This window comes from Acinetobacter sp. YH01020 (assembly GCF_013420275.1).
GTDB classification, from domain to species: Bacteria; Pseudomonadota; Gammaproteobacteria; order Pseudomonadales; family Moraxellaceae; genus Acinetobacter; species Acinetobacter amyesii.
The window spans coordinates 24,989-46,588 of sequence record NZ_VOYN01000027.1; the positions used below are offsets into that span (position 1 = coordinate 24,989).

19 protein-coding genes are annotated in these 21,600 nt (G+C 40.3%); 9 read left to right on the plus strand and 10 right to left on the minus strand.

What is annotated here, in order from left to right:
- Nucleotides 1-5 precede the first annotated feature (5 nt).
- Entirely contained in the window at nucleotides 6-1,223 is a 1,218-nt protein-coding gene (gene cxpE / locus FTT85_RS11205) for a chloramphenicol efflux transporter CxpE (protein WP_180040181.1), read from the minus strand.
- Nucleotides 1,224-1,357: 134 nt separating this feature from the next.
- Between cxpE and purM the strand changes: the two genes are divergently transcribed.
- Together purM and purN are read left to right on the plus strand one after the other, a co-directional pair.
- On the plus strand, nucleotides 1,358-2,428 hold the full coding sequence (gene purM, locus FTT85_RS11210; RefSeq protein WP_180183562.1) for a phosphoribosylformylglycinamidine cyclo-ligase: 1,071 nt from the start codon (nucleotides 1,358-1,360) through the stop codon (nucleotides 2,426-2,428).
- 9 nt (nucleotides 2,429-2,437) lie between these two features.
- Nucleotides 2,438-3,067, plus strand: a complete 630-nt coding sequence (gene purN / locus FTT85_RS11215) for a phosphoribosylglycinamide formyltransferase (protein ID WP_180183563.1) — start codon at nucleotides 2,438-2,440, stop codon at nucleotides 3,065-3,067.
- 75 nt (nucleotides 3,068-3,142) lie between these two features.
- Here purN and FTT85_RS11220 read toward each other — a convergent pair whose 3' ends face one another.
- Nucleotides 3,143-3,952 (minus strand): alpha/beta fold hydrolase, encoded by an 810-nt coding sequence (locus tag FTT85_RS11220; RefSeq protein WP_180183564.1) that lies wholly within the window; start codon nucleotides 3,950-3,952, stop codon nucleotides 3,143-3,145.
- Nucleotides 3,949-4,974, minus strand: coding sequence for a signal peptide peptidase SppA (gene sppA / locus FTT85_RS11225; RefSeq protein ID WP_180183565.1), 1,026 nt, complete (start codon nucleotides 4,972-4,974; stop codon nucleotides 3,949-3,951). Before sppA ends, FTT85_RS11220 begins: the two co-directional genes overlap by 4 nt.
- 127 nt (nucleotides 4,975-5,101) lie before the next feature.
- On the opposite strand from sppA, the gene FTT85_RS11230 reads away from it, so the two are divergent.
- A complete protein-coding gene (locus FTT85_RS11230) occupies nucleotides 5,102-6,073 on the plus strand; it encodes a lysophospholipid acyltransferase family protein (protein WP_180183566.1) in 972 nt (323 codons plus the stop codon).
- Nucleotides 6,074-6,105: 32 nt separating this feature from the next.
- Here the strand turns inward: FTT85_RS11230 and FTT85_RS11235 are convergent, their stop codons facing one another.
- The 3 genes from FTT85_RS11235 to FTT85_RS11245 form a co-directional block, all read right to left on the minus strand.
- Complete coding sequence (locus FTT85_RS11235) at nucleotides 6,106-8,565, minus strand: DNA internalization-related competence protein ComEC/Rec2 (RefSeq protein WP_180183567.1); 2,460 nt, start codon at nucleotides 8,563-8,565, stop codon at nucleotides 6,106-6,108.
- Nucleotides 8,566-8,671: 106 nt separating this feature from the next.
- The gene (gene lolD / locus FTT85_RS11240) at nucleotides 8,672-9,355 is read right to left on the minus strand and encodes a lipoprotein-releasing ABC transporter ATP-binding protein LolD (RefSeq protein ID WP_111883937.1); all 684 of its coding nucleotides are present in this window, start codon (nucleotides 9,353-9,355) and stop codon (nucleotides 8,672-8,674) included.
- Nucleotides 9,348-10,583, minus strand: coding sequence for a lipoprotein-releasing ABC transporter permease subunit (locus FTT85_RS11245; protein ID WP_111883936.1), 1,236 nt, complete (start codon nucleotides 10,581-10,583; stop codon nucleotides 9,348-9,350). Before FTT85_RS11245 ends, lolD begins: the two co-directional genes overlap by 8 nt.
- 28 nt (nucleotides 10,584-10,611) lie before the next feature.
- On the opposite strand from FTT85_RS11245, the gene FTT85_RS11250 reads away from it, so the two are divergent.
- The gene (locus tag FTT85_RS11250; RefSeq protein ID WP_180117560.1) at nucleotides 10,612-11,181 is read left to right on the plus strand and encodes a PilZ domain-containing protein; all 570 of its coding nucleotides are present in this window, start codon (nucleotides 10,612-10,614) and stop codon (nucleotides 11,179-11,181) included.
- Between the two features lie 7 nt (nucleotides 11,182-11,188).
- On the opposite strand, the gene FTT85_RS11255 is transcribed toward FTT85_RS11250, so the two are convergent.
- Both FTT85_RS11255 and FTT85_RS11260 read right to left on the minus strand, forming a co-directional pair.
- Complete coding sequence (locus FTT85_RS11255; protein ID WP_180009975.1) at nucleotides 11,189-12,094, minus strand: DMT family transporter; 906 nt, start codon at nucleotides 12,092-12,094, stop codon at nucleotides 11,189-11,191.
- Between the two features lie 5 nt (nucleotides 12,095-12,099).
- Nucleotides 12,100-12,588 (minus strand): YaiI/YqxD family protein, encoded by a 489-nt coding sequence (locus tag FTT85_RS11260; protein ID WP_373683441.1) that lies wholly within the window; start codon nucleotides 12,586-12,588, stop codon nucleotides 12,100-12,102.
- A 266-nt stretch (nucleotides 12,589-12,854) separates the two neighbouring features.
- On the opposite strand from FTT85_RS11260, the gene FTT85_RS11265 reads away from it, so the two are divergent.
- On the plus strand, nucleotides 12,855-13,787 hold the full coding sequence (locus FTT85_RS11265; protein WP_180009976.1) for a hypothetical protein: 933 nt from the start codon (nucleotides 12,855-12,857) through the stop codon (nucleotides 13,785-13,787).
- Nucleotides 13,788-14,391: 604 nt separating this feature from the next.
- Here the strand turns inward: FTT85_RS11265 and serC are convergent.
- Nucleotides 14,392-15,471 carry a 3-phosphoserine/phosphohydroxythreonine transaminase gene (gene serC, locus FTT85_RS11270; protein WP_180117482.1) on the minus strand — a complete coding sequence of 360 codons (1,080 nt, stop codon included), beginning with the start codon at nucleotides 15,469-15,471 and terminating at the stop codon, nucleotides 14,392-14,394.
- Between the two features lie 347 nt (nucleotides 15,472-15,818).
- Here serC and FTT85_RS11275 point away from each other — a divergent pair, with 347 nt between their 5' ends.
- The 4 genes from FTT85_RS11275 to FTT85_RS11290 all read left to right on the plus strand — a co-directional run bounded on the left by FTT85_RS11275 (nucleotide 15,819) and on the right by FTT85_RS11290 (nucleotide 20,736).
- Nucleotides 15,819-17,306, plus strand: a complete 1,488-nt coding sequence (locus FTT85_RS11275) for a TolC family protein (RefSeq protein WP_180183568.1) — start codon at nucleotides 15,819-15,821, stop codon at nucleotides 17,304-17,306.
- A gap of 102 nt (nucleotides 17,307-17,408) precedes the next feature.
- Entirely contained in the window at nucleotides 17,409-18,491 is a 1,083-nt protein-coding gene (locus FTT85_RS11280; protein ID WP_373886888.1) for an HlyD family secretion protein, read from the plus strand.
- Nucleotides 18,491-19,621: an ABC transporter permease gene (locus tag FTT85_RS11285; protein WP_180183570.1), complete on the plus strand. Its 1,131-nt coding sequence runs from the start codon at nucleotides 18,491-18,493 to the stop codon at nucleotides 19,619-19,621. The genes FTT85_RS11280 and FTT85_RS11285 overlap by 1 nt, the downstream gene beginning before the upstream one ends.
- Nucleotides 19,618-20,736 carry an ABC transporter permease gene (locus FTT85_RS11290; RefSeq protein WP_180183571.1) on the plus strand — a complete coding sequence of 373 codons (1,119 nt, stop codon included), beginning with the start codon at nucleotides 19,618-19,620 and terminating at the stop codon, nucleotides 20,734-20,736. The genes FTT85_RS11285 and FTT85_RS11290 overlap by 4 nt, the downstream gene beginning before the upstream one ends.
- A gap of 119 nt (nucleotides 20,737-20,855) precedes the next feature.
- On the opposite strand, the gene FTT85_RS11295 is transcribed toward FTT85_RS11290, so the two are convergent.
- Nucleotides 20,856-21,404, minus strand: a complete 549-nt coding sequence (locus FTT85_RS11295) for a hypothetical protein (protein WP_180183572.1) — start codon at nucleotides 21,402-21,404, stop codon at nucleotides 20,856-20,858.
- Between the last annotated feature and the right edge of the window lie 196 nt (nucleotides 21,405-21,600).

The following is a 21,600-nucleotide window of genomic DNA, read 5'->3' on the forward strand; positions in this document are numbered from 1 at the left end:
CCTTATCAATCTTTATGTTCTGATCGTTCAATGTTACTCGAAATTTCAGGATCTTGCAGCGAATTTGCAGACTGATTTTTGAGCTCGATATCGACAGCAATTTGATCGGTTTCTACGCTTAATGTGCCAATTTCAGCATCATTCACCACGAGTACATCATTTCGGTATAAATTACTTTTCTCATAATTTTCACGCGCATGACGTAATAACACCACAATAATCGCTGCGACTGGTAATGCAATGAGCATTCCGAGCAGTCCTGCCAATTGTGCGCCTGCAAGTACTGCAAAAACCACGGCTACTGGAGACAAACCAATTTTGTCACCCAGTAAGAACGGCTGTAGGATATAGCCTTCTATCGCCTGTCCCACCATGAAGACAACTAAAACTAAGGCTAAATGCACCCAATCCAAACCGAATTGGAACAAGCAAGCCACAATTGCCGAAATAATACCAACCGCAAAACCCAAATACGGAATAATACTGGCTAGACCCGCAATCATCCCAATGATGATACCAACCTCAATACCGACTAATTGAAGTCCAACCGCATAAACAACGCCCAATAAGAACATTACCAAGAATTGGCCTTTTACAAATGCACCTAAAACTTCATGACATTCGCCCACGATTGTGAGCGTGCTTTTTTCATATTTACGTGGGATAAGTCGACGCATGTTTTCTAACATACGCTCCCAATCTAATAAGAAATAGAAAGCTATGATTGGAATTAAGACAATCGTGCCACCAATCTGTATGAAATTCAGACCCGATTGTGCCACTTTTAACAACATGGCTTGGATACTGTCTGCACTATAGTTGGTTTGAATATACTCCATGATCGCTGCTGACATTTGCTCTGTATCAATTTCCATCGGTACAAGATTAAATGTCTCTGATAACCACGGCAGGAATGTATAGTTGACCCAATGAATATTGCTTGGAATATTGTTTTTCGCATACATCAACTGTTCCCATACCAGTGGTACGAGGAACCACATTGCAAGGAATATAGCAACACCAATTCCAATAAAGACCAAACTGATAGATAACCAGCGCGGCAAGCCAATATTATGTAATTTATCGACTAAAGGGCTAAATAAATATGCAATTAGAAATGCGCCGATAAAAGGAACAACTACAGGCTTTAATAAGTATAAAACCCATATGATCAATGCTATCCCAGCAAGAATAAATATTCGGCGCAAGGTGCGATCACCCATATAAAGTCACCTTTTTTCAATGTAATCGTTATAGAAAGGAAAATATTTTAATAAAGATAACATTTTAGTGCGAAATAGCATAAGAGTTTTGCATATTCAGGTTATAATCCCCGCGCGAATGCGGAGACTTCATTATGAGCAACTCAACTTCTACCCCAAACACTGGTTTAAGCTACAAAGATGCAGGTGTCGACATTGAAGCGGGCGACGCGTTAGTCGATCGTATCAAATCTGTCGCGAAACGTACTGCACGTCCTGAAGTAATGGGCGGCCTAGGCGGCTTCGGCGCTCTTTGTAAAATTCCTAAAGGTTATGAAGAACCTGTTCTCGTATCTGGCACAGATGGTGTTGGTACAAAATTGCGTTTAGCATTGAATTTGAACCGTCATGACACAATTGGTCAAGACTTGGTTGCAATGTGCGTAAACGATCTTCTTGTATGTGGTGCTGAACCACTGTTCTTCCTTGACTACTATGCAACTGGCCACCTCAACGTTGACGTTGCAGCAAATGTTGTAACTGGTATCGGTGCGGGTTGTGAACTTGCAGGCTGTGCATTGGTTGGCGGTGAAACTGCTGAAATGCCAGGTATGTATGAAGGCGAAGACTATGACCTTGCAGGTTTCTGCGTAGGTGTAGTTGAGCAAAGCAAAATTATTGATGGCTCTAAAGTTAAAGCGGGTGACGTTTTAGTTGGTGTTGCATCTTCTGGCGCACACTCAAACGGTTATTCACTTCTTCGTAAAATTTTAGATGTGAAAAACGTTGACCTTACTCAAATCGTTGATGGTCGTCCACTTGCAGATACAGCAATGGAACCAACTCGTATTTATGTAAAACCAATACTTCAGTTATTGAAAGAAGTGGATGTACACGCAATGGCACACATCACGGGTGGCGGCTTACCAGGCAACCTACCTCGCGTACTGCCAAATGGTGCTCAAGCGGTAGTCAATGAAGCATCTTGGGAATGGCCAGAATTGTTCAAACTACTTCAAAAAGAAGGTGGTGTTGAACAATTTGAAATGTACCGCACATTTAACTGTGGCGTGGGTATAGTTCTCGTAGTTGATGCAGCAGATGCTGACAAAACTGTTGAATTACTCAACAGCCTTGGCGAAAAAGCATTCACAATCGGTCACATTGCAGACAATGCTGAATCTGTTGAAGGCGCTGACGAAAAAATCCGTGTAGTTTTCGCATAAGCAACGTTCATGATTAAAATTGCTGTACTTGTTTCAGGCAGCGGATCTAACCTGCAAGCCCTGATCGATGCCAATCTATCAGGTCAAATCGTTGGGGTAATTTCCAATAAACCTGATGCTTTTGCACTGCAACGTGCAGAAAAAGCAAAGATTGCAACTGCAATCATTGAACACAAACAATATCCAAGTCGTGAAGCTTTTGATGATGTGATGCATCAACAACTGCTCGACTGGGATGTTGACTTGGTGATTTTGGCAGGCTTTATGCGCATTTTAAGCCCAAAATTTGTCAAAGCATGGGAAGGGAAAATGATTAACATCCACCCTTCTTTGTTACCAAATTATAAAGGCATGCATACTCATCAACGTGTGTTAAACACTGGTGATGTCTTCCATGGCTGTACAGTTCATTACGTGACTGCAGAGCTAGATGCCGGCCAAGCGCTTGCTCAAGGTGTGCTTAAAGTCAATGTGCATGATCATGCTGAAAGTCTGGCAGATCGGGTTCACATGCTTGAGCATGTGATTTATCCTCAAGTCGCAGAATGGATCTGTAATGGTACGATCCAACATACTGCTGATGGGGTGTTATATCGCAATCAACCGATGCAAGCACCTGTTCAATTCTGCAAGTTTTAAAATCAGTTTTTATCTATTTTAAATAGAAATAAAAAACGCATCCTCGGATGCGTTTTTTTATTTGAGTACATTCAATCATTCATGTTTGGCATGAACCGCTAACATTTGTTTGATTAACTCAACCGTTTCTACTGGTTTTTCTAATGGAAACATATGACTGCCGCTAACCACTTTAAATGGAATCGCAAATTTTTTCTCGACCATTTGGGGAAAGTGACGTGCCAAAAATGGCCCCTGCTCTGCAATTAACTGCTGTACAGGTACTTGCGGTTGAGCATGAGGTAACCACCACAGTGAAGGATTAGTTCGAAAAATATGAACTTCATCATCACGTGAAATCGTCAATTCCACCCCACCACGCAGTTTATCGTCCATCAAGGCATGATCAATATAAGCTTGATAACAGTCTGGATCGAAATCTTTATAAAAACCTTTCGGCCTTAAAAGCTCTGCTGCTTGTTCACGGCTGTCCCAATGATCACGACGACGCTTCGACAATCCTGCTGGGGACATTTTATCGAGGACTTTAAGTTTGAGGAGTTTTGCGATGTGCAAAGCAAAAGACTCTTTCCCCATGATCATAGGCGGATCAATCATTAACACTTGTTCAAACAATTCTGGGCGTTGTAAAGCAGCCTGAAATGTTAAAACCGAACCTAATGAATGACCTAATCCAATCACCTTACGACCATTGGCCTGACGTACAATACTGTCAATGACTTGCTGTGTTAAGCTTTTCCAATGGTTATCGATTGGGTAACGCTTATCTGGCCCAAGTAGCGGCACATAGATCACATCATATTCATCACTCAATAAATCAAACAATTTTTGATAAACCCGTGATGGCACGCCATTGGCGTGCGCAAAATGAATTAACGGTTTCATTGTAACTTCGTGCTGTTTTCAGATTGAACCTGTTGTGACAATGCGCTTGCCAAACTTTGACCAAATGAACTTCCCATACGACCAAGTACAGAATCAAATGGACTATTTTCAATGGTGTAGTTCACAGCTTTTTCAGTTTTCAACTCACGTTTCAGGCTATTTAAACTACCTGTACGGTCAGCAATACCCAGCTTCACAGCCTGATCACCTGTCCAAAATAAACCTGAGAAAATAGCCGGATCATTCGATTTTAATTTCTTACCGCGACCTTCTTTCACGGCATTAATAAAATGCGCATGAACGTTATCGAGTACACCTTGAACATGTGCTTTTTGTGCTGCATCTACAGGTTGAGTCATGGATAAAATGGCTTTGTTCTCACCCGAAGTCATGGTGCGATCTTCTACACCGAATTTTTGCATCAAACCACTAACACCATAATTCGGCATGATCACGCCAATTGAACCCACTAAACTTGAAGGATTGACAATAATTTCATCTGCCGCAGACGCAATATAGTACGCACCTGAAGCGCCTGTATCACCAATAATGGCATACAGTTTTTTATCGGTATGGGCTTTTTTCAAGTACTGAATTTCTTGCCAAATTTCATCAGACTGAACAGGTGAACCACCTGGTGAATTAATATTTAAAACAATCGCTTTGCTTTGTTTGTTTTCATAGGCTTTTTTCAAAGCTTTGATAGTATTTGCGCTGTTTACACTTTGCTTGTCCGCTGCAATGGTCCCAATGATATCAACCACGGCAATATGTGAACCCGCTGTTGCTGCAGGATCTGATGATGACATGCTGCAACTTTTTGCCATCGCAATGATAATAAATAGCAAATAAGCAAAGGTTAAAAATTTAAAAAATATACCCCATCTACGTGCTCTACGTTGTTCCTCAACGGAAGAAAGTACGGCTTTTTCTAATATTTTCCATTCATTTCCAGTTGGCTGCTGAATATTGTTTGAAGAACTTTGCTGTTTTTCTTCAGGTTTTGGTGGCCATTCGGACATAAAAAAACCCATTTGGTCGTTAATTTGTAGTCATTATATACACGCTAATCGCTATAACTGTCTAATCAATTCATTTTCCCCTATAATTATTTTAAATTTTCTTTCATTTCTTTCAGACTTAAATAAGATGACCGACCAAAATTCACAGGACACCACATATCACCTGTTAAAATTTATCAGCCGTCAACCTATTCAAATTTCAAGATTAATTGCAAAAGGTTTGGCTGGGTTAGTCAATGTTTTAAAAATCTCTAAAACCTACTCTACGATTCAACGCAATCTTAAAATTGCATTGCCTGAATTATCAGAGTCAGCTCGCATTCAACTCACTAAACAAGCGATTCGAAACGAACTTTGTTCTTATTTTGAATTTTTTAACATTTGGGGTGCAAGTACAGAAAAAAATATTCAACGAATTCATCACGTACATGGCGCTGAATATTTACATGAAGCGCTCACCCTACAAAAAGGCGTTGTACTCGTAGTACCACATTTTGGTACTTGGGAAATCATGAATGCATGGGTTGCGCAATACACTCAAATGACCATCATGTACAAGCCTGTAAAAAGCGAATCTGCCAACAATTTTGTCCGTGCTGCTCGAAGCCGTGAGCAAGCAATATTGGTTCCTACGGATGAATCAGGTGTACGTCAGATTTTCAAAGCCTTAAAACAAGGTGGGACGACTGTGATCTTGCCAGACCATACGCCAAATGTCGGCGGCGAAATGATTCCATACTTTGGTATTCCACTAAAAACTAGCAACTTAAGTGCAAAATTAATTCAAAAAACCAAAGCACGTGCGCTCTTACTGTATGCCATTCGTAACGATAATCATGGTTTTGATATGCATATCGAACCTATGGATGAGAATATCTATCAAGGCAATGCAGATGATGGCTCTATAGTTATCTTTAAAGCAGTGGAAGATTTAATTCATCGTTATCCAGAGCATTATCACTGGAGCTATAAACGCTTTAAAGCCAATCCAAAATTGAGAAATCTATACAATATTAGTGATGAGGAAGCCGCTCAACGCATTCGTGATATTCGTGAGGAATATCAAAGACAGCAAAAAATTAAAAATGTGACAGAATGACATTTTCAAGCAATATACTTGAAGTAGTTTTTCTATTCGGATTCTTTAGATAGCCTGCGATATAGATCGAGCCATTTATACTTTGTCCGCTCTTCAATTAGTTCAATTTGCTGTTTATTTTGCTTGAAATGAATACTTCCACTCTGTGCTGTTTGCAAGAGTTGAATATCTAATTGTTTGAGCCGTGTTTTGGTCATCTTTGCAGGATGCCCATAACGATTAAACCGACCGGCAGAAGCAATCGCCAACTTGGGCTTAAAATGCGTTAAAAATGCATAGGATGAACTGTGCTGACTACCATGATGTCCAAGTACCAAGACATCGACTTTTAGGTCTGGATAATCACTTAATATTTGATATTCAGTCTCCCAACCCGCATCCCCCATCAATAGAAAATGTTGTGGTCCATTGACGCCTTTGACCGTCACATACAGTACACAAGAGCGTTCATTAGCATTCCATTGGGCATCTCTCAGATCTTCAGGCTTTGGCGAGAGTATTTCAAAATAGACTTGCTGATCCCAATTCCACTGCTGACCACGCTGACATATGCGCTGTGGAGCTTGGTTCGTGGTTTGTACCCGTTCATTACTTGAAAGCTGCCCAATATCAAGCCGTTGCTCCAATGAGAAAAAGCCACCACTATGGTCTTGATCTAAATGAGTCAATAACACCCGATCTAGTCGATGGACACCATTCACACTCAAAAATGGCCGGATGATATTTTGCCCGACACTAAATTGACTTTCATCATAGTTTCCACCGAAGTCTACCATCATATGATGATCTACAGAACGGATATAGATCGCCTGCCCTTGCCCCACATCTAAAATTGAAAGTTGAAAGTTTGCTGAATTTCTCCATGGGATAAACAGAGCAAAAAAGGCAATGACCGCCCAATATTTTGGCAAGATACCTTCAGGTAAAAATAAGATTACTACAACGAGTATCAACAGTATGATTTGAGTTGACGTCAATGCGACATCGTGCATTTTTGGTTCAAAGAGTCGATCTAAGCCATAGAGAAACACATGCAATATTTCCAAACACAGATCATTGAATAAAAAAACCAAATGCGCCAAAGGTGTAGAAATATAAGAAAGTGCCCCTCCGATGATATCTAAAGGAACCACCACAGTCCCTAACCACGGGATGGCAAATAAATTACTTAGTGGGCTAATCCAAGTCACTTGCTTGAAAAAAATCACCATCAATGGAAATAAAGCGACAAAGATTTTCCATTGTGATTCCACCATCAACCACATTGAATGCTTTAACTTTTGCCAAAAACTGGCGTCCGTTTGAGCCAGTAAATGCTTCCTTAAGGTTTGATAAATCCGCAGTAAAATAAAGCATGCGCCATAAGACAACCAAAATGCTGCGGATAAAATACTAAAGGGGTCCACTAGCAATAAAATAGCGGCACTAAAAATCAGCAGTTGAAAAGGCTGAATGGTTTGCCGTAACAAAAGCATGCTACTTGCAACTAGGCAGATCGTCAGCGTTCTCAGTGCAGGTATTTCAAAGCCAGTAAATGCGCAATATAGAAGGACACAGAAGATAAAGGGCACGACCAATACATATTGTTTAGGCCATTTGAGATAGATTTTGGGACAATATTTACGGATACCCAACTGCATCGCCCAACAGAGCATGCTAGCAAAAACCAGTACATGCGGACCAGAGATCGCCAGTAAATGACTCATCCCAAAGCGTTGAAATAACTCACTGGTGCCTTCAGTGAGTAAACTTTTATCACCTGTAAGCAGCGCTAACAGCAAGCCATGATTCTGCAGCGGTTGTTGGTATATAAACGCTCTTAAATATAAACGTTGTTGTTCGACTTTTATTTTGAACTGGTGTAGCACACCTTGATGTCGTTGATACTGCTGCCCATAGCCCATAGCAACCATATGTCGAGATGGTATAAGTTCGACCGACTTCACCTTTAAACTGGCATGTATATTTTGCTGTATGCTCCACCTTTCTTGGTCAAATGCACCTTCGGTCACATAGCTTTGGGTAGGTCGTAATTCACCATACATACGATAGTATTGTCCAGGGACCAACTGAATCGTCTGTTCATTATTTTGCAAAATTGACTTGGGTAAATACGCCATAAAATATTGAATCTGCTGATTCAGATTGAGCACTTCAATTTTTTGCTGAATTGCTTGGTCTTTGAGTTGGCTGATCTGTGGAATATACGCAATAAACTCGCCTTGTCTGCTCTGATGTTCAACCAATGCCAAACGCTGATCGAGTTGAGTATTGGCGAAACTAAAACCGAGAATTGAACCTATGCAAAGATTTGTACTGAGCTGTAAGATTTTCGAAAAGATACTTTTTAGTTTTGGTGAAATGTAGAGCTGTAGCACTAGCCAAATCAGGACAATAAAAAGCAACTGAGCTGTCGAGAGTTGTGGATTCCAAAACATGAACCCCATAAAAGAAATACCTAAAATCCAGCCAATACAAAAAATTTGTAACATGAGTCTTCATTATTTTTATTATGTGCTGGCAATAATAAAGCCCACCGAGGTGAGCTTCAATCAAACAATCTTAATCCACTAATTTTTTACAAAATCAATTTAGCGCTTAGTCATCTACCCATAAACCATCTTGCATATGCAAAATCGCATCAGCAGATTGAGCTAAATATTCATCATGGGTCACGATTAACATGGCCATGTTAAATTCTTTACGCAACTCAGATAGCAACTCAAAAATCTTTACTGCGGTTTTGCGGTCTAAGTTCCCTGTTGGCTCATCAGCCATCATCAACTTAGGTTTTGCTACCAATGCACGAGCCAAAGCCACACGTTGACGTTCACCGCCTGAAAGCTCACCCGGTTTGTGCGTCATACGATGCGAAAGTCCAACACGTTCCAACAGGTATTCAGCTTGCTGCTTGACTTCTTTGAAATTACTCGACTTACGTAACATTAATGGCATCGCCACATTTTCAAACGCGGTAAATTCAGGCAACAAGTGATGGAATTGGTACACAAAACCCAAATGCTCATTACGGATATATCCACGCTCTGCTTCACCTAAAGTGTCAAAGCGTTGACCATTAATCAACACTTGACCCGATGTTGGACGATCCAAGCCACCCAATACATGCAACAACGTACTTTTACCAGAGCCACTTGAACCAACAATTGAAACAAACTCACCTGCTTTGACTTGTAATGAAAGTCCGCGAATTACATCGACTGTAGACTTACCATCAGTAAAAGATTTGGTAATGTTTTGGGCATCTAAAACTAAATTACTCATAGCGTAGAGCCTCTGCAGGTTGAACTTTAGCTGCACGTAAAGCCGGATAAATAGTCGCGATAAAGCTAAGACCCAATGATAAGGACACAATCACCACAACATCTTGCCATCTTAAATAAGACGGTAAATAGTTGATGAAGTAAGCATCAAACATATTTAAGCCCAGTGTTGTATTCAACCAACCAACAAAATTACTAATACTAGATGCAGCGATAATCCCTAAAATTGCCCCAGACACCGTACCAATCACCCCAATCACTGTACCTTGCACCATGAAGATCCGTGTGATTGTAGCCGGTGAAGCGCCTAGTGTACGCAAAATGGCAATATCGGATTTTTTATCAGTGACCACCATCACCAATGAAGACACGATATTAAATGCTGCAACCAATACAATCAGGAACAGCAATAAACTTACCATTGCCTTTTCCATTTGAATCGCACTAAATAGGTTGCCGTGTGTATAAGTCCAATCTGAAGCATAGAAGTTTGCAGGTAAATCACGCACAATTTCTTGAGAGACTTGTGGTGCTGCAAAAATATCATCCAACTTCATACGGATGCCTTGTGCACCATCTGGCAGTCTTAATAAAGTCGACGCATCGTTCAGGGCCACATAGCCCATCATCGAATCAACTTCCGCACCAATACTGAAAATACCCACAATTTTAAATCGTTTAAAACGCGGAACAACGCCAGCCGGAGAAGGTGTTGCTTCAGGAAGCACTAAGGTCACACTGTCATTCAAGCCTAAACCTAAGGCATCTGTCATTTGCTTGCCAAGGACAATACCAAACTCACCTTTTTTCAGGTTATCGATACTGCCTTCCACCATATGGTCTTGGATAATTGATACCTTTTTTTCATACTGCGGTTCAATCCCACTGACCATAATGCCAGACACTTGACCTTGTGCCGTCAACATTCCCTGTAATTGGGTGAATGGTGCGACACCTTGAACATGCTCATGCTGCTCAATTTTTTTTGCAAGTTCAGGCCAATTTGTTAAAATTTGTGTTGAAGAAACAGTGGCTTGAGGTATCATTCCTAAGACACGAGTTTTCAGCTCACGATCGAAACCATTCATCACAGATAAAACTGTAATAAGGACTGCCACACCAAGCGTGAGGCCGATCATGGATACCAGAGCAATAAAAGAAATAAAGTGGTTACTGCGCCGAGCGCGAGTGTATCTCAACCCTATATACAGCGAGATTGGTTTAAACATAACCATCTAGTCCGAGGTAATATATATTATGGAAAACTTACAGCATCAAAGCGTTCAAACTGAACGCCGTGTAATGTCGCGTATCGATGCTGCTTTGCGCATCAACTATCAGATTATCTCTGATGATGTTGCACTGAATGATCCTTACGATCCTAATTTTGTATTGCCGCGCTATTTTCTACTACTTGCTGAATTAGATCAATTTGATCATGCACTCAACTACGAATTAGAACAATTAGCTGAGAAAGATCAACAAATTGCTCGAATCTTATCCTTATTTAACCAAAAGTTAAACCTTATTACGGGTTCTTTATACGACGCAATTGTACAAAGCATGTTACCAGTGCCTGAACATGTCAATTTTTCAGAAACAGGATTAAGTTTTTTCAGTGAACGTCCAATCAAAGAAGGTACTTATATCCACCTCACCTTAAGCCACCCTGAAAATTTTTTCCATATTGCGGCAACTGCGCAAGTGGTTTATAGCCGTGAAGAAGAAAGCAACTTATACCGTACGGGTGCCTATTTTATCACACTGCTCCCTCAAGACCGCGTCAAACTTGCAGAGTGTATCGCACTGACCCAAAACAAAGAGTGATTTTTAATCAATGTTTTAATTTGTGGGCGAGCTCTCTGTTCGCCCGAAAATCTTTATAAAAATAAACAAACAAGCCTGATAATAGAATCACAGCACCAAGTAAAACCATCAATGATAATTTTTCATCATTCAGTAAAGCACCAAAGAGCATAGCAAGCATGGGTGTGAGTACCGTTGTTAAAGACAAAGTTGTCGCCTTGATGTTTTGTACCAGTTTGAAATAACAAAACATTGCAATCAATGAAGCCATAATCACTGCATAAAATAAGCCAATGAGCGCTTTAGTTGAAGGCATCTGTGTCGGTGCATACTGCCATATAAACGGTAGCATCGCGGCAGAAAATAGTGCAGAGATAAGAATCGAACCTGTGGCTTGAGACATGGGCTGCAAAGGTGCATTGACTTTTTTCACCCAAAAAATCGACATACAGTAGACGAATACGCTCATTAACATTAAGACGATGCCAACAGGCTGTACGTGCTGATCACTGCCGCCTAAGCAAATAATGGCTAAACCACAGACGGCAATCAACATCCCCATCCATTGCAAGCGATGCAGATAGGTATGAAAGAAGAAACGACCGATCAGACCCGTCATAATTGGTGCCAAACCAAACATCAGGGCAATAATGCCTGAGCTGAGATAGGCCGTTGCCATATAGGTAAAAATCTGAGAACCAATAAAACTAAACGCCCCCGCCAAATAACTGTGCAGCGAGTTTTTATCCATCGGCAGTTTATGTTTAAAAATAAACAATAATGCGACAGCCAAGGGTAATGCGATAAAAAAGCGTAATGTCAGTGCCCAAAACGCATTGATATCACTGACACTCCAAACGATGGCAAGTGGCGTGGTCGACCAAATAAAGACCAACAACGCATAGGTGGTCGCTAGATTTGTTTTAGATGGCATGGTTTTTACTTCTGCGCCGTTTTTCGTTTTTGCTTTTGAATGGTTTGATCTAAGCTACTAGAAAATTCGCGCTTATCTCGTTCAGAAATCGGTGCTGGACCACCGGTTTGCACACCTGCGCCCCGTAATGTATCCATAAAGTCGCGCAAGTGTAGACGTGCTTTGACATTTGCTGTGGTATAAATCTCACCGCGTGGATGTATCGCTATACCGCCCCGCTCAATCACTTCAGCAGCAAGTGGAATATCCTGTGTCATTACGATGTCGTGCTCTTTCATGCGCTGAATAATTTCTTTATCCGCTGCATCTGCCCCGCTCATGACTTGAATCGAGTTAATCCGCACCGACGGCGTTATCCCAACATTTTGATTGGCGACAAAAGTGACTTCTAACTGGTAACGATCAGAAGCCCGAACAATTACATCACGTAAAATGCGTGGTAACGCATCTGCATCCACCCATAATTTAAATGGCAGCACTGATTTTCCATTCACTTTTAAACATGACTCATAGTAACAAATCTACATGACAATTTGGGGATCTGCATCCGCTGAATGGATCTACATTTCTCTAATCATGAGAATCGAAAAGCTGCAAATTGACTCCAACTTGGGCTTATTTTCCAATGCTTTTACATTTAAATCCTACTGAAAACATTTTTTATGCATGATTTCATGATAAATATGACGTCGGTGACTTGAAAATTTCAAATAACCCTCGATTTATTAATTATGAAACCAACCCAATATCAATTGTGCATATGAAAAAACAAAATAGCCCTGAAATTATCACTATTGAAGATCAAACTTTTGGTAGTCATGTTGAACATTGGAATTTGCTTACAGGCAACCCGACAACGGATGTACCAGTTTGGCTGGGTCAGGCATTAGATGCACCCATTATGCCGATGGGCTTATGCGCACAAGAATCTGATATGGATCAAAGTACCTGGCTGATTCAAGGTCCATCACAAGCGTCGATTCAACTGTGCCAAGTGATTGCGGTAGAAAATAATAAACCTAAAGCCGTTAAAACTGCATTTCCAAGTTTTGATAGCCCATATAAAACCAAAGCCACCATTGAACGTATTATTACCTGTAAATCCAATACACAAGCAGTGCTTTGCCTCGACTTAGGCGCAAATACCAGTGTGTATGCTTTTGATAGTTTATATAGCGTCAATCACGACCAATATGAAAAAGATGCAAGCTACAGTGTGCAACTCAATGCTTGGGCCTATGAACTCGAAGCTGTCGCAGAACATGAACAGCTTGTCGTTGATGATCCTGCATCGATTAAACATCATCGTGCTTTAAACGATATCTTGGCAGCAAATAATGGTGTTGCCCCTGCAGATTTACACGAACAAATTAAAGCATGGCAACCAAAGTCTGAAGATGACAAAGCGCCAGTCACCGTCGATTTTTCTAAAATGGTTGCATACCTATATGGTGAAAACCTCGGTCAAGAAGATGAAGCATGGTTCCAAGGGCATATAGTTGGCAAAACTGCCATGCAATTTAAAGAGCAAGACTATACGCTGTATGATGTAACCTTAATCCACGAAGAAAACCAAGAAGCGGTGATTGTTCGTGTTGCAACACGAAATCCGGCGCATAAAGATTTCAATGTTGGGCAATATATTCGTGGCAACCTGTGGATACAAGCCAATATTTACGCAAAATCTGCCTAATTTGAATTCAAAAACCCTATTTCAAATAAAAAAACTGCCTCTGGGCAGTTTTTTTACTTCTCGCTAATCATGTGTATTCGCTGAATATTTAAATGATTGAATATTTTTTATCCACAAGCCAGTCGATTTATTCTATTTTTAAATTCAAATTAAAATAACTTATCCACAATATTAAATTCAAAATAATGCTGCTAAATAAATCCATCTGCAAAAGATAAAATATAAAAATCTAATATAAATAAATAAGATAGGAAATTTATGAAACTAAATTTAGCAATTCGGTTGCTTATTTTTAAATAAACTAAATAGTTTAGTAAGTTTATGGCAGATAGTACTTTATTTAATCAAATAATTATGTTAAAAATGCGTTTAAGAAATAGTAATTAACGATAAATAGATCGGAAAGAATATCTATGAAAGTCGTGCAAGAAGAAAACTTATCGCAAGTTGACCATCACATGGAATCTCGATATCAAATCGAGCCAATGTCCTGCTTATTTTTTATGTTAGGTATGCTGATTTGTGCATACGTGTTACATACTTTTATTTTTTAATCTATTCAATAAAAAAACCGGCATTTGCCGGTTTTTTTATGCCTTTAGGATTATGCGTTGCGTTTTGCAAAGTCATCCATAAAGTTAACCAGTGCTTGAACGCCTTCTAGCGGAACAGCATTATAAATACTTGCACGCATACCACCCACTGAACGGTGACCAGCTAAATTCAGCAAGTGGTTTTCTTCAGCTTCTTTCAAGAATTGTTTTTCCAATTCTGGATTCGCCAAAGTAAATGGTACGTTCATGATTGAACGGAATTCTTTTGCAATTGGATTTGCATAGAAATCGCTTGAATCAATATAACCATAAAGTAATTCAGCTTTTGCCATATTCGCTTTATAAATTGCGTCTACACCGCCCTGCTCAAGTAACCATTCAAAAACGAGGCCAGATAAGTACCATGCATAAGTTGAAGGTGTATTCACCATTGAACCATTTTTCGCTTGAGCTGAATATTTCAAGATACTTGGAATATCTGCTTTCGCTTGATCCAATAAATCATCACGAATAATCACCAAAGTTAAACCAGCAGGACCAATATTTTTCTGAGCACCTGCATAGATTAAACCGAACTTAGATACGTCTAATGGTGCAGATAAAATGCTCGATGAAAAATCGGCAACCAATGGTTTGTCCGTTTCAGGAATGTTGGCAAACTGAAGACCACCAATAGTTTCATTATCTGCATAATGCACATAAGCCGCATCATCAGATAAGTTCCAGGTGCTTTGATCAGTAATCGCAAGTTTACCGTCAATGATCGTACCCGCTTCAACAACATTAATGTCGCCATAACGCTGTGCTTCTTTCAACGCTTTTTCAGACCAAATACCAGTGTGGATATAGTCTGCTTTGCTGTTTTTACCCAATAGGTTTAATGGGATCGCAGAGAATTGAAGTGATGCGCCACCTTGAAGGAATAACACTTTATAGTTGTCTGGAATATTCATCAGCTTACGAAGATCAGCTTCTGCTTTCTCTGCCACAGCGACATAGTCTTTACTACGGTGGCTCATTTCCATGATCGAAAGGCCTTTGCCTTGCCAGTCAAGCATTTCAGCTTGAGCTTTTTCTAAAACGGCAGTGGGTAATGCAGCAGGACCAGCACAGAAGTTGTACGCGCGCATGAGTTTTCCTTTCAAAGTGAAACACAATAAAATGATGGCATTTAACCATATCTGACGCGTGCTTGCAGTAGTTAAAGCTGAAAATATTCCAATGCTGTCTGACATTTGAAGTCAAATTTTCAATAAAGATCAAAATTAATTCTTATTAATTCAAATTATTAGATTTACTGATATTTTTTATCCCTTGAATTGATGCTAATTTAAGGTCTTGATGTGCGAAAATGACGTGCGCTACAAAGATAAAATTTATTTACATATGTATATGAAACAATACAACAACTTAGTGAATTTACCCAACTTCATCACAATGACTATAATGAACCCATCCTAGCTGTGAGTGTGTTTTTATGCCTCTACCTCGAACAGATTATTCTATAAAAATTAAACATACATTTCGTTCAGGATTGCTGCTTGGCCTTGGTTGTTTCAGTGGCTTTTTTAGCCCGACAGTACTTGCGCAAAGTATCAGTTATAGCCAAGCAGAACAAAGTCTACTCACTAGTTCTTTTAGCACTCAGGCCAACCAAGCGCTACAACAATCTGCCGAACTTCAAGCTCAGGCCATTAAAGGCCTTGGTTTACCTCGTGTGGATTTAAACGTCCGTGCCTATGCCTTTCATAATGAACTCGATATTCCTCTCGGCGCCTTAAAAAACAACTTAGAACAAACGCTGAGTAATGGCATTAATAATAAAATTGATAAAAGCTTACCGAGTGATTTGGCAGACCCATTAAAAGACAGTCTGCAACAGCCAATCCGTGATGGTGTCGGATTAATTCCAGATTCTTCCCAAGTGGTCTTAGATGATCAAGTGATCCGCCCTACCGTTTCCGTAATGATGCCGCTGTATACCGGTGGGTTAACGTCTAACGCCAAGGAAATTGCCAATATCCAAGCCAAACGCAGCGCGATAAGCAGTGAACAACAACAAGATGTGCAACGTTTTGAATTAATCCAAGCCTACTTCAATGCTCAATTACAAAAAAAATTAGTCGAAAGCAGCCGCTTCAATTTAAATGCGATGCAACAACACTATGCCAATGCGCTCAAAATGGAACAACAGGGTTTTATTAGCAAAGGCCAGCGTATGCAATTTGAAGTGGCGAAGAATAATGCACTCAGAACTTTTCAAAATACTGAAGCGAATCTCCGCTCTAGCTTATTTAAGTTAAACAACTTAATGCAAAGCAGCCAAATTACTGATCTTACAACGCCATTATTTATCAATCAGCAACACAATCAAAATATAACCGCCTTACTAAAAAGTTATCAGGATCAGTCTAGTTTGGTGCGTAAAATGCAATTGGACAGTCAATTGGCTGGTGCTAATGTGAAAGCCCAAAGCGCAGCAAAAAAACCCAACGTCTTTGCCTTTGGTGAATATAGTCTCGACGATAAACAAAATTGGATCGTTGGTGTTGCCGCTCGCTACAACTTATTTTCAGGTATTGATAAAAACAAATCCGTACAAGCTGCTGAACTTCAACGCTATGCATCTGAGTTAATGACTGAGCGTACCAAACAAGAAATTGAAAGCCTGATTTATAGCTCATTTAATGAAGTCACCAGCGCTCAGCAAAGTCACCTGTTGTTGCAGCAAAACCTAAAAGCTGCTCAAGAAAATTTAAGAATTCAACAGCTTTCATTTAAAGAAGATATGGGTACGGCCACACAAGTCATTGATGCACAAAATGCATTGAACGGGCTACAAAGTGAAATGGCGCTTAATGCTTATAAATACGTGATGTCACTCGCAACACTGCTACAAAGTCACGGGAGCATTGACCAGTTCCAAAGCTATATCAATCAATCACACACCGACTATATTCGCTAAGTTTAGCCGAGGGGAAACAATATGAATCAGGAACCAACTGATCACCAAGAAGATGCCTCTGCGAAAGCTGAAACATCCCAATCCAATGTCTCGACTTCAGACATTTCATCTACAGCAAATACTGCTGAGGATACTCAAGAAAAAGTGGCGACCAATACCGATACAGAGACGAAAAACACCTCAGTGCAAAGTCGTAATAAACCTGCTTTGATCAAGTTCGGGATTGGCATTGTCTTGGTTCTGCTTTTGGCATTGATTGCATTTGGCTTATGGAAAAGTTATCAGCCCAAACAGGTTGAATTACAAGGTCGAGTTGAGGCTGAAACCATCCACATTAGTACCAAAGTACCCAGCCGTATCGAAGAAATATATGTGCATGACGGTGAAAAAGTACAAGCAGGTCAAGCGCTGGTCCGTTTAACCAGCCCTGAAGTCGATGCAAAGAAACAACAGGCTTTAGCTGCACTTCAATCTGCGCAAGCACTGCAATCCACAGCTGAACGTGGCTCTCAACAAGAAAATATTGAAAGTTTATATGCCAATTGGCAAAGTCTAAAAGCACAGCAACAATTGGCGCAAACCACCTACCAACGTGGTCAAAACCTCTATAAAGAAGGTGTGATTTCACGACAACGCCGTGATGAAATGCAAGCTGCCGCAGTGTCTGCTGCACAAATGACAGAAGCGTCTTATCAACAATATGCGCGTGCAAAACGTGGCAGTACACCGCAACAACAAAGCTCGGCAGATGCCCAAGTCAAGATTGCGCAAGCCGCGTTGGCTGAAGCCAATGCACTTGAGGCTGAAACCAAATTGTTTGCACCCTCCAATGGCACCATTTCAAAAACCTATGGCAAAGTTTCAGAATTAGTTGCGATGGGTGTGCCCGTTGTAAGCCTGATTCAAGATGATAGCTTATGGATTAGCTTAAATGTCCGTGAAGACCAGTATGCTCAAGTGTATCAACTCAAGACCATGCAAGGATTTATACCGGCGCTAAACAAATCTGCCGATTTTAAAATTGATCACATCGAAGCCGAAGGTGAATTTGCAACGATTAAAACCACGCGACAAACGGGCGGCTATGACATTCGTAGTTTTAAAGTCCAACTGAAACCCGCTCAGCCGATTGCTGACTTAAAAGTGGGTATGAGCGTTTTGTTTAAAATTGAAGAGCGTAAATAATGTTTAGAGGCATTCTGCGTGAGTTTCGCTATTTGATGCAGCATAAATGGGACTTGTGTATGGTCACACTTGCCCCTGCCCTGGTGATTTTGCTCTTTACTAATATGTTTGCTCAAGGCAAACCAGATCATTTACCCATCGCGATCATAGACCAAGATCAAAGCAGTTTAAGCCGTAACATCACCCACTTTGCGCAGCTCAACCATACGTTAAAAGTAGCCACCATTACACCCAGTATGGACGATGCTGAAAAGCTTTTAAATCAAACCCACATTTGGGGCTATATTCATATTCCTGCTGGCGCAGAGCAACGACTGGTTCAAGCAAAAGATGCAGAAATCAGCATTGCCTATAACCAAAGCTATTTTAGTGTTGGCAATAGTATTTCATCAGCCATGCTGCTAAGTACATTGCAAGCCATGGCCGATTTTAGTGGTCATCAGTATTTAGAAAATATAATTCCCTACCTCGATGCACCGACACCCAATGTCAAAATTTCACCTTTATATAATCCAGGTTTAAATTATGAGTTCTATTTAGAGCTGTACATGATTCCTGCGATTCTGCATTTATTACTGTGTTGCTGTGTCGCATTTTCAGTCGGTCAAGAAATCAAATATGGCACTGTAAATCAATGGGTGAAACCGACTTCTGTCTTTCAAGCTTTAATCGCTAAAAATCTCAGTTATGTTTTCATTTTTACCGCTTGGACATGGGCGTGGATGTTCTGGCTAATCGTGTTTCGAGGGTGGTTTGTTCAGGGTTCATTACTGCTCATTTTGCTTGGGCAATTGTTTTTTTATACAGCCTATGCCTTTATCAGTTCTACTGTAGTTTTGGCGACACGTGATCTCACCAAATCTTTTGGTTTTATTGCGGTATATGGTGGCTCATCACTGAGTTTTGCAGGGGTAACATTGCCGCTGAATAACGCTCCGATGTTTACAAAATTCTGGGCCAATATTATTCCCTATACGCCTTATGCCAAATTACAAACAGAACAATGGGTCATTGGTAGCCCAAACTCCATTTCAATCACACCGCTTGTCACCCTGATCATTTACTGTCTGTTCTATTTTGTTCTCGCCAGTTTCTTTTTACGTAAAGTACTAAACGAGCAAGTCATATGAATAAAATCGTGTCATTTCTATCAACTTTGCTCAGACACTATATTCAAACCTTTAAAGATATTGTAAAGCACAGTTCGATTTTTACCACCTTAGTGCTTTCTGTTTTTCTTTACAGTTTTTTTTATCCCATTGCTTATCAAGCGGAACACGCAGAATCGCTCCCCATTATTGTGGTGGATGAGGAACAAAGCATACTCTCCAATACGATTATTGGTGCTGTAGCCAATAGTCCCAATGTAGAAATTCGAGCTGTGACTGGTAATTTTGCTGAAGCTGAAAATATGCTCAGAAGTCAGCAAGCTGACGGGATTTTACTGCTACCGAGTAATCTTTCAAATAGCATTCGCCGTGGTGAAACCGGTGGAATTGGTCTATATCTCAGTGCTGCAAATTTTCTAAAGACGCAAAAAATTGGCTTAGGTTTAGCCAGTTCGATGGAAAATGCCCTCGTCGAATATGCAGAAAAATTCCAGAACATATCCGATTTTAGCCCCGCTTTGTCGATCCATAAGATTCCATTATTTAATCCACTTTCAGGCTATGGCAGCTATATTTTCCCAGCGGTTGCACCCTTAATTATTCATCAGACGATTTTATTGGGTCTGTGCATGCTGATTGCGACCTATCGACAAAACACCACATGGCGTCCAAGCTATACACAATTAGCTGGCATTTTCTTGTGTATTTTGACCATTGGAACTTTGGGGTGCTTCTATTTATTTGGTTTTACCTTTTGGCTGAATGACTATCCACGGGGTGGAAATTTTTGGGGCATGTTCATTGCTGTGCCTATCTTCCTCAGTTGTATTATTGCGATGACGCTCTATCTAGCCACCTTTCTTGACCTGCCAGAACGTGCAGGACATGTCATCGTTTTTAGTTCTATTCCGCTATTTCTACTTTCGGGAACGGCATGGCCACATGCAGCTATGCCTGAATGGATGCAAATACTCGCTCAAGCATTACCTTCGACCCAAGGCATTCAAATGTTCCTTCAACTCAATCAGATGGGTGTGCCTACAGTAATCGTCATCCCAAAACTGCTTTATCTCACAAGTATTGGACTGATTTTTTTATGTCTTGCTGTCTGGCGTTTAAAGTTTGCCAAAAGATAAAACTGTTTGTGCTGTAAGACATGTCTGGTCTCAAGCGAAATGCGTTCAAACCTATTCATCATAGACTCGAACGCTTTGCTTCTTAGCATGTCTGAAATTTTAATGCTTTCTGTCGCCAATTAACTGTATGCTGTTGGCGTCACAGTCGATGCCTCATCCACTTGAATATCAAAATCATCTGCATCTGAAGTGATCTCAGTAACCAAATCATCTGATTCTTTTTCTGCAGCGTTTTCAAGCCAGAATCCTTTCACTTTATCGTCCCCATCATGACCTGCAAAGACCACACTCATATACAATTCTTTTTGCGGATAATCATATTTATACACAATTGTTGTGGTCTTACCTTCTCCCAGCCGAGTATTTGCCATTCGCTGAATCACTTCCGCTTCAGCGCTAGGTTGACCTGCAGGAATCAGCTTTTTCATACGTGAAAACAGCTCTGGATCTGCTAGCATCGCATCACGAACATTTTCTTCAACCAATGCCAAAAAGCTGTCTTGATGGGGTTGGTGTAGTGCTGCGAATAATTTTTCTGACTTGGTACGCTGTGAGCTTGTCTCACTTGGTAGGCTTGATTCGAATTTTGCAATCAAGAAATCACCAATTTTTTCACAAGCCGTTATAGGTAAGATTAAAGCGATGATGACGACTAATTTTTTCAACACCGTACAAGCCCTCTGGTTATTATTAAAATATATAAAGTTAAAATTTATTTCGGATAATCTGTGTGATTTCTTTGTACACGACAAAAAAGATAACTCATTGAAATAATGGCATAATACTTGTTTTCTGACGACGAATATGATGACACATTTCAATGAGTTACATCTCATCTTAAACAAATATCTAAAGTGGAACAAG